We start from the raw sequence: 17713 nt of genomic DNA on the forward strand, positions 1-17713 counted from the left end.
TGGATCAGCTTTTTTATTGGAGAATAAAATGAAATTCAAATTATTCGTAGGAACTATGGTGATGGCTTTATCGGCTTGTTCTACAGCTGAGTCAGAAACACTACTAGTGGGCGCTGATCGTGATAAACATAATTGTATTTCTTCTGCTGGCTATAGTTGGTCAGAACTAAAACAACAATGTATTCAGACTTTTGATATTGCAGATATTAAATTAGCAGATCCAGATAATCAAACTTTGGCAATTTATGTCATCTTATCAGAGGATAAAAGCCAGGCAGAAGTCTTTAAATCTGACCTCCATCCTAGTCAAAAAATTTTTGATGTAGTGAAAGGGGGATATATTTCAAAAGATAATTCAATGCGTTTAATGAATACAAAACAAGGTTGGAAATTTTTGAAAGAGATTAAGAAAATTTCTTAAAATTTGACCGCACTTTTGATAAGTCTGGTATAAGTTTTCCATATATAAAAGGCAGAAGATTAATTTATCTGCCTTTTATTTTTTTGTTGTACTATAAATTATTTACGCACGGCAATAGCTTCAATTTCTAAACCAACATCTTTGGGTAAACGAGCGACTTCGACGCAAGAACGTGCTGGAAAATTAGGGTGATTATTTTCTTTAAAGAAGCGTTCATATTCCGCATTGACTGTGCCAAAATCATTTAAGTCTTTTACGAATACAGTAGTTTTTACAATATCACCAACAGTTAAACCTGCCTGTTCAATAATGGCTTTTACATTTTCTAATGATTGGCGGGCTTGTGCGGTGATATCTGTAGGGACTTCACCTGTAGCAGGATTTACTGGAATTTGTCCTGAAGTCATTACTAAATTACCTAAATCGACGGCTTGTACATAAGGACCAATTGCAGCTGGGGCTTTTTCTGTATGAATAACTTTAGTCATCATTTTCTCCTTTTATGATAAATGGTAGGATTTTATTTTACACCGCCAAGTTGCAAAAACAATGAAAAAAAGACCGCACTTGGAGTCAAAGTGCGGTCAACTTGTGGAGAATTTTATGATTATTTAAATAAAACAGATAAAGGTTGGGCTTCTGTTTGCAATAATAGTTCCTGTGGGTTCTAAATAACCATTATCAGGATTAACTTTTAACTGAACGATATTATCACTATCTTCGTTAGCAATATAAAAATACTTATTATCTGGTGATAAAGTCGTGAATCTTGGTGTTTTTCCGCCTGATTCAAACCATTTCTGCAATTTTAATGTACCATCTGTTTGTACATAAAACAGCGAAATACTGTTATGAATGCGGTTAGAAACATATAAAAATTTACCATTTTGATGTAATTGAATTTCACTGACATCATATTTGCTATTGATATCTAAGGTTTTAATTTCTTGTAATTGTTTCAATTCACCTGTTTCATCATTAAAAGAGAACACTGTAACCGTACAACCTAATTCATTTACACAATAAATGAATTTATTGCTTGGATGTAAGCAAATATGGCGAGACCAACAGCCCTCTGTGGTTATAGCGGTGTGTACTAGTTGATAATCATCTCCGACGATTTTATACACTTGCACCATGTCAATACCATTTCCAGCTTTACGACCTTGATTTGGCACTAACATAAATTTGCCAGAATTATCAAATAAGGTTTGATGTGGGCGAGATAAACTTTTGTCTTGATAGCTTGGATCTTGTTTACCAGGTATAAAAATAAATTTATCTGTTGACACTAGATTGTTATCTACATCGAAATTTAATATGGCAATATTTCCGCCTTCATGATTAGCAATAAGTAAATGTTGTGCATCAGGCGTTAAACAAGAACATACAGGATTATTACGTCGTTCTGGTTGTAGGTCTTTATTAGGATGACGAGGGCCTGTTGTTACTGAATTGATATAACTTAGTTGACCATTTTGTTTGTTAAATTTAAATTGGCTGACTTTTTCTCCGTCACCATAAATCACGTAAAGCTGTTGGCGTTTGTCGTCAAAGGTCAGCCAAGAAGGATTATCAAAAGGTACAGACATGGTATAAAGGTGTTGCCATTGATGATTGGCAATTTCATATACTTCAATACCTTTGCCACGAGCATTACGGAATTCTGAGGTGCGGCAACCTGTTAATGCATATTGTTTCATTATGATTATCCCCATAGCCCTAAAATATTCCACCACATTGGGCCGACTAATGCGTAGATAATTAAGTAGATAGCTGATAATACGAAACCAACAATCCACCAAGTTCTTAAGCTGGTATATCCTGAGCCAAAGTAAATTGGTGCACAGCCCATTGAATAATGAGTTAAACCTTGGAAAATTGGTGCAATAAAGCTAAAAGTTAATACAGCTAACATTGGAGGAACACCTGCGGAAATAGATACCGTTACGAATGGAATATACATTGCCACTACGTGAGCTGTGCCACTAGCAAAGGCATAATGTGAGTACATATACACAATAGCAAGAGTTGCAAGAATCACAGGCCAGGAAAGACCTGTTAAGTGACCAGATACTGCTGTGGCAAACCAAGGTACAAGTCCAAATTTCGTTAATAAACCAGCTAAACCGATAATTCCTCCCATCCATACAAAAGTATCCCAAGCTGCGCTATCAGTACAAGCATCTTTTTTCCAATTAATTAGACCTGTTATTACAGAAAGTACAACCGCTAACATTGCAATTGCAGTGATATTGAAACCTGTTAATGAAGCAGTTGACCATAAAAGAATTGCTAATAGGAAAATAGTTAAAGTTAATTTTTCTTGGAATGTTACTGGACCACATTCAGCTAGACCTTTTTCAGCAAGATCTCGAGCTAAAGGGGTTTTTTTAATGCTTGGTGGTGATAATTTATAAATTACAAATGGAGTTACAATAATTGCAATTAAGCTTGGTAATAATGCCGCTAAGAACCAAGTTCCCCAAGAAATACTAATATTGAAAGATTCTTGTGCTAAAGAAAGTGAAAGTGGCACTCCCGCCATGGCGGTCATAAATACCGCAGAGGTTACACAGTTACCTTGGAATTCACATTGCATTAAGAACGATCCAAACGAACGGTTTTCATTTTCTGGTGTAGAATTGAATGCATCACAAAGGCTACGTACAATCGGATAAATTGAGCCAGCACGAGCTGTATTAGAGGCCATTGCAGGACTGAGAATTAAGTCTGTGACGACAATAATGTAGCCTAAAGATAATGAGCTTTTACCAAAATATTTGATGAGTAAATAGGCAATGCGAATGCCTAACCCCGTTTTAATAATCACTTTAGAAAAAAGAAAAGCTGATAGTACCAACCATACAGTACTGCTGTTATATCCACTAAGTGCTTCACCTAATTTTAATACTCCAGTAAATACTGCAATGGTTAAGGAAATCAGCACAGTTGTACCCATTGGGAATGGTTGGAGAATAAAACCTAAAATCGTTGAAACGAAGATCGCAAATAAATGCCAGGCTTTCGGTTGTATGCCTTCAGGAATTGGGGCAAACCAAATGAGTATTCCTATAGCAACACAAATAAGTGCATTTACGAAATTTTTATTTTGTAAAATACTCATATAATAACTCCGCTATTATTTAAAAAAGAATGTTGTTGGGTTATCGACAAAAATTTTTTGTCGCATGGCATCAGTGCCTAACCAGGAATTGAATAATGCAAGAAAATATTTATCATCAGGCATATTTTTGTGTGATGAAGTTAAATTAGGATGAGGCCAATCTGATCCCCACACTAAACGTTCAGGCGCAATTCGAAGAAATTCTTTCGTAATTTGCTCTAAATCTGAGAAGTCTGCTTTTGTAGAGGTATGATAAGGTCCTGATAATTTAACCCAACAATTTTGTGCATCAATTAGTTGTAATAACTGTTTCCAGAATGGATGTTTGAGAGCTGTTGGCTGTTTCAATTGTGCATAATGATCAAAAATAATTGGGTTTTTAATTTTAGTTAAAAGTGGATAGAGTTCAGATAATTGATCAGCTTTTGCATGAATTTGAATATGCCAATTAAATTCATGGACTCTTTCAGCTAAAGTTAGTAAATTGTCTGCGCTTGCATAATTACCCGCACCAAAGTTAAACCGAATTCCAACGACACCTTTATCAGCTAAATCTTGTAATTGTTTGTGAGTAAAGCTTTCGTCAATTACCGCTTCTCCACGACAAAGTTTACCTCCTTTTTCTAGAGCATCTATTAAGCAGCGATTATCTACACCATAAGAAGATGGTTGAACCAAAATATGTCGTTCTACCCCCATATATTTTTTGAATTGGACAAAATCATCCATTGTTGCATTGGGTAAATCACGAGTATCTTCAGGTGTATATGGAAAATTGCGATTGAAAATATGATGGTGGCAATCGCATGTATGGTTAGGTAATTTAAAATTTTGCTCAATTACATTTTTAAATTGAAAAGATGTGAATTTGATATCAGTTTCATTAGTCATAAATAAGACCTCTATACTAGAGGCTATTTATAACCTCTATTATATTCATGCATAGTTTCAGTTAGCACCTGAGTGCTAACTGATTCACTATAATTAGAGATTTTTAACAACTTTCGCAACAGCTTCACTAAATGCGGAACATGTTGATTTACCACCAAGATCAGGGGTTCTTGCGCTTGGATCTTCTAATACTTTATCCACTGCTTCAGTCATTGCTTTGGCTGCTTTTATTAATTCAGGTTTGTTATGTTTGTTACCCATCCATTCGACCATCATGGCTACAGATAAAATCATTGATACTGGGTTCGCCTTATCTTGCCCCGCGATATCTGGAGCAGAACCATGTTGTGCTTGAGCACAGCAATATAAGTCACTTGCCATAATTGAACCTGCAAGACCAAGACTACCAGATAATTCACTGGCTAAGTCACTGATAATATCGCCGTAGAAATTAGTTGCGACTAATACGTCAAAACGTTCAGGGGTTCTCACTAAGTGGGCTGTTGATGCATCGACTAATAAATCATTTAATTCAACTTCTGGGAATTCTTTAGCTACATCACGAACTGCTTCTAAGAACAAGCCATCAGTCATATGGAAACTGTTTGCCTTATGAATTGCAGTAACTTTCTTACGACGAGTCATGGCTAATTCAAAAGCTTTACGTGCAATACGTTCACTACAATGGCGAGTAATTTTACGAATTGAAAGAGCCATATCTGGAGATGGCATTACTTCCCCCCAACCTTGGGTCATATTACGATCTGGATAGAAGCCTTCGGTTGCTTCACGCATGATCACTAAATCAATACTTTTACCAGGGCTCATATTTGTTGGTAAGAATGGGCGAGAACGTGCTGGACGTACGTTTGCATATAAGTCTAAACCGATACGGAAGCCAGCTGAAACATTACGGCCACCTTTTTCGGGTTTTGGATAATCAGCATGTGATTGAGTACCTAAAATAATTCCATCATAGGTTTTAGCTTTTTCTAATGTTTCTTGGCGAAGGGTCGTGCCATATTTTTCTAAACTAGGGAAACCGACTTCTTCATAATCAAAATGAAGGTCTAAATTATATTTTTCATTAGCAGCTTGTAGTACTTTTACTGCACCAGCTGTAATTTCAGGACCAATACCATCGCCAGGTAATACGATAATTTTCATAGTAAAACTCCTATTATTTTATTTAAGATTTGCTAATTTATTTTTAAGTAATTCCACCGCACTTTGAGGACTAGTTAAAATAGGTTTAGTCGTCATTGTAGAGGCTAATGACAATGCAGTTGATGATGAAAAATGTGCTAATAATAGAATATCTTCATCAGTAAATTGCTTGGCTGCTTCAGCCATGAGCTTGTCATGTAATCTAATATCACCTTGATTTAAGGCTTCTTTTGCTTCAGTTACACAAACTGTACGAATCGTTGCTTGAGGATTGATTTCTTTAGCAAGTTCATAGAATTCTTCTTCCATCCCAGCTACAGCCGGCTGAAATGAAGCGATCATTCCAATCTTAGTTCCTTTTTCTAGAGCCAAGCGAAACATAGCTTCATTAGGTTTTAAAACAGGAACTGGAGAATTTTTTGTGGCTTGTTCAATAGCATCACCAAAAGCGGAACAAGTAAACAATATGCCATCAGCCTCTTTACTGATCGCATATTGTGTGAGATCTAAAATTCGTTGTGTTAATTGAGGTGTTAATTGTTTAGATTTTGCCCGCTCATCAGAAAGGGTTTCATCTAGAATATTTAAAACTTTTGCTTCAGCCCAATTTTGTTTAAAGGCTTGTTTAACAGGATCCATTGCTGCAGTGACAGCATGAATTAAAATAATTTTAGGCATATTCATTCCTTGGAGAGGTGGAAAATAACCTGATAGGTATTAATATGGACTAATTATTATTCATTTTTTGATGAAAATCTGAGATCTATATCACAATATTTAACAATTGTGTTAAATATTGTTTAGTGTTTTATTCTTTATGTTTACGAGTAAATTAAATGATAAATAATTTATAAATGCTTTTAAATTATATAGTTATATAAATCTATAAGTCATTTATCTATTTTTTAAAAAATTATTTTTATATGAAAAGAATTGTTTTGTGAATATTTGTGATGTTTGTTTTAAACAGAAGAAACGATTGCTTATATAAATTTTAATAAAAAAGACCGCACTTTTAGATGAGTAAGTAGGTAGAAAATAGTCTGGATGAAAAGGGTAGCTGATATCCACCCTTTTACAACATGAGAAGAAATTATTTACGAGCTAAAGGTGGAACGAAAGTGATACCTAAATCCCAAGGTTGTTCAATCCAAGTGTTTTGTGGAATATCAATTACGTAATCATCCACTAATGATGCTCCTGCTGGTTTTGCAAATACAGTAACAAATTTTGCTTTAGGATACATTTTGCGAATTTCACGAGCGGTATTTCCCGTATCGACTAAATCGTCTATCACAATAAAGCCTTCTCCATCGGTATTTGCTTTGTGAATTACTTTTAATTCACCTTGTAAATCATGATCATAACTTGCGATACACACGGTTTCTACATGACGAAGACCTAATTCACGTGCTAATACTGCTGCTGGGAATAAACCACCACGGCTTACCGCAATGATACCTTTCCATTGGGATGCTGGAAGTAAACGTTCTGCTAATTTGCGTGCGTGCATGTGGAACATATCCCACGTAACAACATATTTTTCGCTCATAATAAAATATACCTTTGTTGCATAATTAATAAAATTGCATAAGGATAACTCGAATTACACTTTTATGCTATTATTTTTAAGATATCAATGACATTTCAGTGATAAATTTGGTATTTTTTAAGCAGAAATGATATGAATAGATTATAAATGTAAGGAGAACGCTCAGTTAAATATACTATATGATAACAGTAATTATGGATGATTGTTTTAACTAGATATAAAGGATGATGATGAAAAAAACGACTCTTAATTTAATAGATATTTTACTATTAACCCTAATCTTTTTTGGTAGCTCAATTTATGCGTCTTTAGAGCAGTACCTTTCATTACAACAGGCGGGGCTTGAATCACCTACAGACTTGAACTTAAATTCCGAAGATAATTATTCGTTATTGGTATTTGAGCTTTTTTCTTTATGTATTGCATTTGCTTATTTATGGTGGCGTCATTTTGATTTTAAGCAACTTAATTTTTCTATCAATAAACTGACATTGCCTTTAGCATTATTATTTATTTTATTGGCTGGAGGAATAGATCACTTATTTTATATGTTGATATTTCCTACTGAAAATAATGTTGATGTTTCATCATATGCAGAGTTACAACCTTATCTTTCTTTTTCTTTAATTGCAGCTGCTATACTTAATGGATTTTATGAAGAACTTTATTTTTTAGGGCTCATGTTTACCGTTCCTAAAAAATGGTTACCTTATGTCATTATTTTCGGATTAGTTATTCGCTTTTTATTCCATACGTATCAAGGTTTATTTGCAGCCATTACTGTTACCTTATTTGGTTTAATATTTGTATTATTAAGGTTACGATTCTCAACATTATTACCTTTTATGCTTGCTCATGCCTTTTTTGATGTTTTTGGGTTAGGCTTACCTTTTTAAATATTTTAAGGAAGCTTATTGAATAGATAAATGTAAGATTTAGGCTTGTTATAATTTATGTTATGCTATCTATATGATAAATAGATACCTAAACATGGTATTTAGATAAGTTAACTTTTTAAATAAGGTGTGATTTATGATAACAACATTACAACCCACATTGCTTTGGAAATGGTTTGATAAAATTTGTTCAATTCCCCATCCTTCTTACCATGAAAATACATTAGCTGAATTTATTGTTGATTGGGCAAAAGGGAAAGGTTTTTATGCTGAGCGTGATGAAGCCGGTAACGTATTAATTCGTAAGCCTGCTACGGCTGGTATGGAAAAGGCTCAGCCTGTCGCTTTACAAGCACATTTAGATATGGTGCCACAAGCTAATGAAGATACACAACACAATTTCGAAACTGATCCTATTCAGCCTTATATTGAAGGCGAATGGGTCACTGCGAAAGGCACAACCTTAGGTGCAGATAATGGTATCGGTATGGCATCAACGTTAGCAATTTTAGATAGTGATGATTTAGTTCATCCTGATTTAGAAGTACTACTAACTATGACTGAAGAAGCTGGTATGGAAGGGGCGATAGGGTTACGTGCAAATTGGTTAACCTCTGAAGTTATGATTAACACTGATACAGAAGAAAATGGTGAAATCTATATCGGTTGTGCTGGTGGTGAAAATGGCGATTTAACCATTCCTGTAGAATGGCAAACCAACCATTATGAACATACTTATAAATTGGTCTTAAAAGGTTTACGTGGTGGCCATTCAGGTTGTGATATTCATACGGGGCGTGCAAGTGCAATTAAAACACTTATTCGTTTCTTAGCAAATTTACAGCAAAAACAACCGCAGTTTAGTTTCTCATTAAGTGATGTCCGTGGTGGTTCTGTACGTAATGCTATCCCTCGTGAAGCCTTTGCAACGATAAGCTTTAATGGTGATGTTACTGTCTTGACTCAAGCAGTTGTAGCGTTTGAAAGTTTATTAAAAACTGAATTAGCTTTAGTTGAACCTAATTTAACATTCTTTAGTGAAAAAGTTGAAAATACGGCAAAAGTCTTTAGTGAAAGTACCAAAATGAAAGTCATTCATTTGCTAAATGTATTGCCAAATGGAGTAATTCGTAATAGTGATGTCGTTGAAAATGTAGTAGAAAGTTCACTGAGCCTTGGGGTATTAAAAACCACAGAACAATCGATAAAAGGTACAATTTTGGTTCGTTCACTGATTGATAGCGGTACAGATTATATTAATAGTTTATTACTTTCTTTAACTTCATTATCGGATGCAACGATCACATTCTCTGGGCGTTATCCAGGTTGGGAACCTCATGCAGAAACTCCAATTCTTAGTTTAACCAAGGATATTTATGCTGAATTGTTAGGCTATCCTCCTGAAATTAAAGTGATTCACGCAGGTTTAGAATGTGGCTTACTGAAAAAAATCTATCCTTCATTAGATTTTATTTCTATTGGACCAACTATTGTTAATGCGCATTCACCTGATGAAAAAGTGCATATTCCAGCCGTCCAAACTTATTGGCAATTGCTCACAAAAATTTTGGCAAGTATGCCGAAAAAATAATGTGATAAAAAAGGCAGATGGTAAATTCTGCCTTTATTTTTTGTGAAAAGTTAGCTTGAGTTTTATAGTGCATTTACAAAATTAGGTAACCAGTCTTCGGCGGCTTGTTCGTGGTCTTCAATGGTAAGTACATCAATACGTAATGACTTACAAATTTGTTTAGCTCCTTGTTTGTTTAGTGTTGTTTCCACCTTGTCTACTGCTTGGCAGAAAGTATCATAATCTGAGTTGCCTAAACCGACAACGGCGAAACGTACTTCTGATAAATCAGTATCGTTATCTTTAATTTCTTGAAAAAGTGGCTTTAAATTATCTGGTAATTCACCCGCACCATGAGTTGAGGTAACCACTAGCCAAAGTTTTTGCCCTTCAACATTAGCCAATGAAGCGTGATTTTCTACTTGTGTAATAAAATCTTGTTGTTCTAATAAATCACAGAGGTGATCACCGATATATTCCGCACCACCTAAAGTGCTACCAGTAATAATACAAATTTGTTGTGCCATTGTTCTTTCCTTTTGAAATTAGGATTAACCTATAATATAAAAAAGGCTTAGAAAAACTAAGCCTTTTATGTTAATTAGATATCTAAGTTCGCTCGTAGTGCGTTACTTTCGATGAAGTCACGACGAGGTTCTACTTCGTCACCCATTAAGGTTGTAAAGAGCTGGTCAGCTGCCACAGCATCTTTAATCGTTACTTTTAACATATGGCGAGCATCAGGATCCATAGTGGTTTCCCAAAGTTGTTCAGGGTTCATTTCTCCTAGCCCTTTATAACGTTGTACAGTTAAACCACGACGAGATTCTTTCACTAACCAATCAATAGCTTCTTCAAATGATGTGATTTCTAATTGGCGTTCACCACGAGTAACATAAGCACCATCTTCTAGCAATCCTTTTAATTGATTACCTAATTTTATGATACGAGCATATTCGTTACCATTTGCGAAGTTATGATCTAGGCTGTAATTTGTATCTACACCATGAGTACGAACAGTTAAAATCACTTCACTTAATTGACGTTCAGGATTATTTACTATTTGGTATGAATAATGGTTACCGTGAGTATCTTTTTCGGCTAGTTGACTAATTAAAGTTTTTGCCCAGTTTTCAACCGCAGTAATATCCTTCATTAATTCAGTAGTTAATTGCGGATAGTAAATTAGCTCTTTCAACAAGGCTTCTGGATAACGACGGTGTAAACGATCAATCATTTGATTTACATTGTTATATTCGGCCACTAAGGTTTCTAATGGTAACCCTGTCATTGCTGGTGCATTTTTATTTACATAAAGTGCAGCATCTTCTAAGGCAATGGCTAATTCATATTGAGTCATTGCAGGCTCGTCTTTAATATATTGCTCTTGTTTACCTTTTTTCACTTTATAAAGTGGTGGCTGTGCAATATATACGTAACCACGTTCAATAATTTCAGGCATTTGACGATAGAAGAAGGTTAATAATAATGTACGAATATGGGAGCCATCCACATCCGCATCGGTCATGATAATGACTTTATGATAACGCATTTTGTCTGGATTATATTCATCACGACCGATACCACAACCTAATGCGGTAATTAATGTTCCAACTTCTTGAGAAGAAAGCATTTTATCAAAGCGTGCTTTTTCTACATTTAGAATTTTACCTTTCAACGGTAGAATCGCTTGATTTTTACGGTTACGCCCTTGTTTTGCAGAACCTCCCGCAGAGTCCCCTTCCACTAAGTATAATTCTGAAAGTGCGGGGTCTCGTTCTTGGCAGTCTGCTAATTTACCAGGCAATCCAGCGATATCTAATACGCCTTTACGACGAGTCATTTCACGAGCTTTACGGGCCGCTTCTCGAGCACGAGCAGCATCAATAATTTTACCTGCAATGATCTTCGCTTCATTAGGATTTTCATCTAAGTATTCTTGTAAACGCTCATTCATTGCAGATTCAACCGCACCTTTTACTTCTGAAGATACGAGTTTATCTTTGGTTTGAGATGAGAATTTTGGATCAGGCACTTTCACAGAGATAACGGCTACAAGTCCTTCACGAGCATCATCGCCTGAAGTATCAACTTTATCACTTTTCCCTTTTTTGTTTAAACCTGATTTATCCATATAGGCATTTAAGGTACGAGTTAATGCACCTCGGAAGCCCGCTAAGTGGGTGCCACCATCACGTTGAGGAATATTATTCGTGAAACAGTAAATGTTTTCGTTGTAACTGTCATTCCATTGCAATGAAATTTCCACACCAATACCGTCTTTTTCAGTACTAAAATAGAATGGTTTTTGATGAATTGGTGTTTTATTTTGGTTTAAGTATTCCACGAATGCTTGGATACCGCCTTCATAATGAAAGTGGTCATTTGTGCCATCACGTTCATCAAATAATTTAATAGAAACGCCAGAGTTCAAGAAAGATAATTCCCGTAAGCGTTTCTTCAGAATTTCATATTCAAAAACAGTTTTTGTAAAGATTGATGGGCTTGGCCAGAAACGAACAGTGGTTCCTGTTTTATCAGTGTCACCAATTTGTGCCAAAGGTGCTTTAGGTTCACCAAGATTATAGAATTGTTCATATACATGACCTTGGCGGCGAATTGTTAATTGTAATGTATCTGAAAGCGCATTCACTACAGATACGCCCACGCCGTGTAAACCACCAGATACTTTATAGGAATTATCATCAAATTTACCACCTGCGTGTAGTACAGTCATAATTACTTCTGCCGCAGATACGCCTTCTTCAGGATGAATATCAACAGGAATGCCACGACCATCGTCTTGCACAGATACGGAGTTATCTTCGTGGATAGTGACGATAATATCTTTACAGTAGCCTGCTAATGCTTCATCAATAGCATTATCTACAACCTCAAACACCATATGGTGCAAACCTGTGCCATCATCAGTATCGCCGATGTACATACCAGGACGTTTACGTACAGCATCTAAACCTTTAAGGACTTTAATGCTACTTGCACCATAATTTTCTTGTGGATTTTCTGACATAATCTTTCTCTGTTTTTACTCTGAAAAAATTATGTCAATTATAGCAAATTTTGCTAGAAATAGCACCTTTTAATGCAGAAAGATTGGCGTTTAGATAAAGAAAGTGCGGTCTAAAATAAAGAAATTTTTTATAGTGGGTCTAAGCTGTGACCCACATTAAAATTTATAGAAATTATAATCCAATAGATTTATATAAGTCTGAATCTTTACCATCTAAATAATGCATAGATTGAATACGACGAATAGTGTGAGATTGACCACGAATCATCAAGGTTTCTGTGGTTGCAAAACTGCCTTTAATTTGTATGCCTTGCAATAAATCGCCATGGGTGACTCCAGTTGCCATAAACACCAGGTTATCATCACGAGCAATATCTTCAAGATGTAAAATTTCATTTACTTTTACACCCATTTCGTGACAACGAGCGATTTCACTTTCGGCTAATTGAATATTTTCAGGGGTATCGCCTTTTACTTGATTACGTGGAATTAAGCGAGCTTGCATATCTCCTCCTAACGCACGTACTGCGGCTGCAGTAATGACGCCTTCTGGTGCACCACCAATTCCATATAAAACATCTGCTTCTGAATCAGGTAAGCATACTTGTACTGAAGCGGCTACGTCACCATCTGGAATTGCTAATACTTTTGCACCTAAAGCTTGAATTTGTTTAATGACTTCATCGTGACGAGGTTTAGCTAGCACCATGACCACTAATTCAGACATTAATTTACCTTTACGTGAAGCCACTCGGCGTAAGTTTTGTTCAATAGGTAAATTTAAATCAATCATGCCTTTAGCTTCACCATTTACTACTAATTTTTCCATATACATATCAGGTGCTTTGATAAAGGTATTACGGCCACCTGCGGCAAGTACTGCTAAGGCTCCAGATTGACCCAAAGCCGTCATTCTTGTGCCATCAATAGGATCTACAGCAATGGTGATTTGTTCACCCATGCCAGAGCCGACTTTTTCACCGATATAAAGCATGGGCGCTTCATCAATTTCACCTTCACCAATAATAATTTCGCCGTCCATATGGATGCGATTAAGCATATAACGCATTGCTTTTACTGCGGCATCATCGGCTGCATTTTTGTCACCACGACCAATCCAGGCATGGGCAGCAATAGCCGCAGCTTCGGTCACTCTTGAAAATTCAAGGGATAAGGATCTATTCATTTTGATTAACCTTTTTCACTGTAATGGGTTAAGATTTATTTTATCACTCAGCAAACGATTGCGATAGAAAATTGTCTGAATACTTGTAAAAATTGAACAAATATACAGGAAATTTTTATTTCACCCTTTAATATCAAGAGCATTCAATATAGAATAGAGTCATATTTCGAACATTATTTATAAGAGGAATTTTTTATGTCTTTAGAAATTTTAGATCAGTTAGAAGGTAAAATTAAACAAGCGGTTGAAACTATCCAATTACTTCAATTAGAAGTTGAAGAATTAAAAGAAAAAAACAACCAAGTTCAACAAGCAAATGAATCATTACGTAGTGAAAATGAACAACTTAAAGTTGAACATAATAACTGGCAAGAACGTTTACGTTCATTATTAGGTCAAATTGATAACGTTTAATTCTGGACATAAAAATGAGTAAAGGATAGTGAGGCTATCCTTTTTTAGTACTTAATTTTTAAATTTATGCCTTATGTCAGGTCGGTCATCTTACTATTCTTTGTGATAGTTAAAAGTATTATTCTAATAATTAATGTTACCTATGAGCTAATGTTAGTTAGCGCCACTTTCAAGGGCAATCGAAAGTGTTTCTCCATGTAAATAGCAAGTGCAAAGTGCGGTTAGAATCTGAAAAATTTATATATTTTATCTGTCTAGCGAATCTTCATCTTTAAGTGTAAACATATAATCTGTATTTAAAATAAGGAAACCAATAGATGAAAATTTCAGAGAAATTGAAGGGTTGGCATTATGCCTTTCTATGTTATTTAACTTGGGGCACATTCCCGATTTATTGGTATCCGATTAATCAATCTGCGATGCCTGCGGATCAGATTTTGGCACAACGCATTGTGTGGTCTGCGATTTTTGCGGTACTTTTGCTATTGGTATATCGACAAGGCCGTACGGTTTTAAGAGCTTTTAAACAACCACGTGTACTTGGCATATTTTTTATTACTGCTTTTTTAATAGCTTTGAATTGGTTAGTTTATTTGTGGGCAATTACTAACGACCATATTTTAGATGCTAGCTTGGGTTATTTTATTAACCCCTTATTAAATGTCTTTTTAGGTTGGTTTTTTTTAAAAGAAAAAATTAATAATGCACAATTACTTGCCTTGCTTTCAGCAACAGCAGGGATTTTATGGCTTGCCATCCCAGCAGGGCAGATTCCTTGGGTCGCCTTGATATTAGCAGCAAGTTTTGGTTTTTATGCTCTGATTCGTAAATTAGCACCCATGGAAGCTTTAGCAGGATTAGCGCTCGAAACCATTATTCTTTCTCCTTTTGCCTTGTTGTATTTAATTTATTGTTATAGCCAAAATACTTTGATTTTTAGTGAGTTGAATGGATTGCAAATGGTTGTATTATTAGGTTCAGGTGCCGCAACAACGATTCCTTTATTATGGTTTGCTATTGGTGCACGTAAGATTTCTATGTCATTACTCGGCATGTTGCAATATATTTCTCCAAGTTTGCAATTTTTATGCGGGGTGTTAATTTTTAATGAAAGTTTATCTATGGAGCGAATGATAGGTTATATTTTGGTCTGGGTGGGGGTCATTATTTTCTTATTCGGAATGAGAAATAAAGCCAAAAAAGTTTAATTTTTTCATTTTTTTTGACCGCACTTTTTAGTAAAAATCCTATTTGGTTAGAATCGTTTTGATTAATAGGGCTATTGCTGCTGCATCATCCACTAATCCTAATGGGCCTAGTAAAGCTTCAGGTAAAATATCAAACGGGCTTAATAAATAGATCAAAATGATCACTATTTTTAGTAATTTCGCTTTATTCATATTCATTAAAGTTAAATATAATTTGTTCATTTACTTTCCTTTATTTAATAAAACGGTTTTATCGTTAGCTGGTAATTTAAGTGAGCATATAAAAGTGCGGTATGTTATTTGTAAATTTTTTAGTGAGATACCGCACTTGAGCCACATCTTTAAGTAATTACTCACTTAATAATATTTCAATGGTGGCATTTCGTGCTCTTGGACTAATCATTTCTTTCATGTATGGGCTATCGGCATATTTTTGGCGATAAGCCTCATCAATTTGTTTATTAAGTTCTTCATCTGTTATTGATGCAAAAACAACATTAAATACATCTCCAATACTGTGGATGTGACCAGATTTTTGTTGTAACGCCGCTTGATACCAGCAAGAACTTTTTCCATTATAAGCACGGACAAATAAACGATTATCCACAATAACCTCCCAAATCCAAGTCGGTGTTCCAGTGGTTTCCATGTCAGTATGAAATGGTGCAATTCTTAAATCATCAGCTTGATTAATTTGTTGTAGTTGATCTAAATTCCACATTTTGTTTTCTCCACAATTAATAATAATTAAGGACGCTTGTTAGACAGCCGATTAGGGGAAAAATTCTTAATAATAGAAAATAGCTGAGAGGCGCTTAGTCATGAGGCATAAAAAAATCTGCATCTTATTTTAGGATTGCCAGTAAGATGCAGATTGGATATTAATTTTGAGGGTTCATTATGAACATTTCATTTTGTTGCGATGGCGTTGCAAGATATAAACTAATATCAACAATAATGCACAAACAAGAGAGATAATAAATAATGAGCCAAAGAAACCGTTCCAGTGGAATTTTTCAATAATTAATGAAAGTGGTAATCCTGCGACAGCGGCTCCAATGTAAGCAAATAAGCTCACAAAACCTGTTGATGCGCCTGAAGCATATTTATGAGAGTTTTCTGCTGCAGCCATAGCAATTAGGAATTGTGGACCAAAGATGAAGAAGCCCATTAGGAAGAATAGAATAGACATTAATAGGCTACTGTCGCTTGGTATAAACCATAATGCTAAGGCAACAGAGATAATTCCTACGACATAAATAATATTCATTTGGGTACGGTTACCGTTGAAGAATTTATCTGATCCCCAACCTGCAAATAGAGCACCTAAGAATCCACCTACTTCAAAGAAGGCAACGGTTGCGTTTGCTTCAAGTAAATTATAACCGTGGGTTTCTGTTAAGTAGAGATTACCCCAGTCATTAATCCCTGTTCTTACGATATAAACAAGGCCATAAGAAATAGCAAGTGCCCAAATAATATTATTTTTGAACACATATTCTTTTAGAATTTCCCAGGTAGATAACCCAATTCCTTCGCTTTCATGTTCTTTTTCTGCAATATCATTACGCCATTCACCCACAGTCGGTAATCCCATTGAGGCAGGGCGGTCTCTTAATAGAACACAAAGCCCTAAACCGACTACAACAGCAATAATACCAGGAATAATCATGCCATATCGCCAACCTAAAGCAAGTGTCACTGCACCTGCAAGTAATGGAATAAGTGCACCACCTAGGTTATGTGAAGTGTTCCAAATAGCCCACCATAATCCACGTTCGTTACGAGAATACCAGGTATTTAAAATTTTAGAACAAGGAGGCCAGCCCCATCCTTGGAAGAACGCATTAATCATCCAAAGTGTTACAAACATAAAGATAGAGGAACTCATACCAAATAAGATATTTACAATCCCCGTTGCCATTAGCCCTAATCCCATAAAATAACGAGGATTTGAACGGTCACCGATAACGCCTGATAGGAATTTTGATGCGCCATAGGTTAAATAGAATGCGGTCCCCATGATACCGATATCTGCTTTTTGCAATCCAAGATCTGTTAACATGGCTGGCATCACAAAGTTAAAACCTTTGCGTGTAAAATAGAATACTGCGTATCCTAAATAGCTCACGATCATTAAATGTAATCGCCAATATCGGTATGTTTTATCAATTTCTTCTTTGGATTTTGTTATTGGTAAATCAGGTGCTTCTTTAAAGATTCCCATAGACGCCTCCTTACAGCGATTTA

Annotated in this window: 18 protein-coding genes; 5 read left to right on the plus strand and 13 right to left on the minus strand. The window is 35.5% G+C overall.

All coding sequences use genetic code 11. From position 1 onward, the window contains the following. The first annotated feature begins 28 nt into the window (after positions 1–28). The gene (locus BN1226_RS00440) at positions 29–421 is read left to right on the plus strand and encodes a hypothetical protein (protein WP_239384629.1); all 393 of its coding nucleotides are present in this window, start codon (positions 29–31) and stop codon (positions 419–421) included. 98 nt (positions 422–519) lie between these two features. Here the strand turns inward: BN1226_RS00440 and BN1226_RS00445 are convergent, their stop codons facing one another. The 7 genes from BN1226_RS00445 to gpt all read right to left on the minus strand — a co-directional run bounded on the left by BN1226_RS00445 (position 520) and on the right by gpt (position 7158). Continuing rightward, positions 520–909: a RidA family protein gene (locus BN1226_RS00445; RefSeq protein WP_005760909.1), complete on the minus strand. Its 390-nt coding sequence runs from the start codon at positions 907–909 to the stop codon at positions 520–522. 123 nt (positions 910–1032) lie between these two features. Further along, the gene (locus tag BN1226_RS00450) at positions 1033–2124 is read right to left on the minus strand and encodes a lactonase family protein (RefSeq protein ID WP_044469546.1); all 1092 of its coding nucleotides are present in this window, start codon (positions 2122–2124) and stop codon (positions 1033–1035) included. A gap of 5 nt (positions 2125–2129) precedes the next feature. Further along, complete coding sequence (locus BN1226_RS00455; RefSeq protein ID WP_044469547.1) at positions 2130–3548, minus strand: DASS family sodium-coupled anion symporter; 1419 nt, start codon at positions 3546–3548, stop codon at positions 2130–2132. Between the two features lie 15 nt (positions 3549–3563). Then, a complete protein-coding gene (locus BN1226_RS00460; RefSeq protein ID WP_052506662.1) occupies positions 3564–4439 on the minus strand; it encodes an amidohydrolase family protein in 876 nt (291 codons plus the stop codon). Between the two features lie 93 nt (positions 4440–4532). Next, on the minus strand, positions 4533–5606 hold the full coding sequence (locus BN1226_RS00465; RefSeq protein ID WP_044469548.1) for an isocitrate/isopropylmalate dehydrogenase family protein: 1074 nt from the start codon (positions 5604–5606) through the stop codon (positions 4533–4535). An 18-nt stretch (positions 5607–5624) separates the two neighbouring features. Then, the gene (locus tag BN1226_RS00470) at positions 5625–6284 is read right to left on the minus strand and encodes an aspartate/glutamate racemase family protein (protein WP_052506663.1); all 660 of its coding nucleotides are present in this window, start codon (positions 6282–6284) and stop codon (positions 5625–5627) included. Between the two features lie 415 nt (positions 6285–6699). Next, a complete protein-coding gene (gpt, locus tag BN1226_RS00475) occupies positions 6700–7158 on the minus strand; it encodes a xanthine phosphoribosyltransferase (protein WP_005760744.1) in 459 nt (152 codons plus the stop codon). A 230-nt stretch (positions 7159–7388) separates the two neighbouring features. Between gpt and BN1226_RS00480 the strand changes: the two genes are divergently transcribed. Beyond that, complete coding sequence (locus tag BN1226_RS00480) at positions 7389–8054, plus strand: CPBP family intramembrane glutamic endopeptidase (RefSeq protein WP_044469550.1); 666 nt, start codon at positions 7389–7391, stop codon at positions 8052–8054. Between the two features lie 136 nt (positions 8055–8190). Next, the gene (locus tag BN1226_RS00485; RefSeq protein WP_044469551.1) at positions 8191–9645 is read left to right on the plus strand and encodes an aminoacyl-histidine dipeptidase; all 1455 of its coding nucleotides are present in this window, start codon (positions 8191–8193) and stop codon (positions 9643–9645) included. A gap of 62 nt (positions 9646–9707) precedes the next feature. Here the strand turns inward: BN1226_RS00485 and mioC are convergent, their stop codons facing one another. The 3 genes from mioC to glpX form a co-directional block, all read right to left on the minus strand. Continuing rightward, positions 9708–10151: an FMN-binding protein MioC gene (gene mioC, locus BN1226_RS00490; protein ID WP_044469552.1), complete on the minus strand. Its 444-nt coding sequence runs from the start codon at positions 10149–10151 to the stop codon at positions 9708–9710. A 74-nt stretch (positions 10152–10225) separates the two neighbouring features. Then, positions 10226–12655, minus strand: coding sequence for a DNA topoisomerase (ATP-hydrolyzing) subunit B (gene gyrB / locus BN1226_RS00495; protein WP_044469553.1), 2430 nt, complete (start codon positions 12653–12655; stop codon positions 10226–10228). A gap of 172 nt (positions 12656–12827) precedes the next feature. Further along, positions 12828–13841, minus strand: coding sequence for a class II fructose-bisphosphatase (glpX, locus tag BN1226_RS00500; protein ID WP_044469554.1), 1014 nt, complete (start codon positions 13839–13841; stop codon positions 12828–12830). Between the two features lie 195 nt (positions 13842–14036). On the opposite strand from glpX, the gene zapB reads away from it, so the two are divergent. Continuing rightward, on the plus strand, positions 14037–14255 hold the full coding sequence (zapB, locus tag BN1226_RS00505) for a cell division protein ZapB (RefSeq protein WP_005760797.1): 219 nt from the start codon (positions 14037–14039) through the stop codon (positions 14253–14255). A 317-nt stretch (positions 14256–14572) separates the two neighbouring features. Then, the gene (gene rarD, locus BN1226_RS00510; protein WP_044469555.1) at positions 14573–15463 is read left to right on the plus strand and encodes an EamA family transporter RarD; all 891 of its coding nucleotides are present in this window, start codon (positions 14573–14575) and stop codon (positions 15461–15463) included. Between the two features lie 39 nt (positions 15464–15502). Here the strand turns inward: rarD and BN1226_RS00515 are convergent, their stop codons facing one another. The 3 genes from BN1226_RS00515 to uhpC form a co-directional block, all read right to left on the minus strand. Then, on the minus strand, positions 15503–15685 hold the full coding sequence (locus BN1226_RS00515) for a DUF1232 domain-containing protein (RefSeq protein ID WP_044469556.1): 183 nt from the start codon (positions 15683–15685) through the stop codon (positions 15503–15505). A gap of 127 nt (positions 15686–15812) precedes the next feature. Then, complete coding sequence (locus BN1226_RS00520) at positions 15813–16184, minus strand: DUF2255 family protein (protein ID WP_044469557.1); 372 nt, start codon at positions 16182–16184, stop codon at positions 15813–15815. 177 nt (positions 16185–16361) lie between these two features. Further along, positions 16362–17690, minus strand: coding sequence for an MFS transporter family glucose-6-phosphate receptor UhpC (gene uhpC / locus BN1226_RS00525; RefSeq protein WP_044469558.1), 1329 nt, complete (start codon positions 17688–17690; stop codon positions 16362–16364). Positions 17691–17713: the final 23 nt, after the last annotated feature.

The organism is Mannheimia massilioguelmaensis, from assembly GCF_000940515.1.
Taxonomy (GTDB): domain Bacteria; phylum Pseudomonadota; class Gammaproteobacteria; order Enterobacterales; family Pasteurellaceae; genus Basfia; species Basfia bettyae.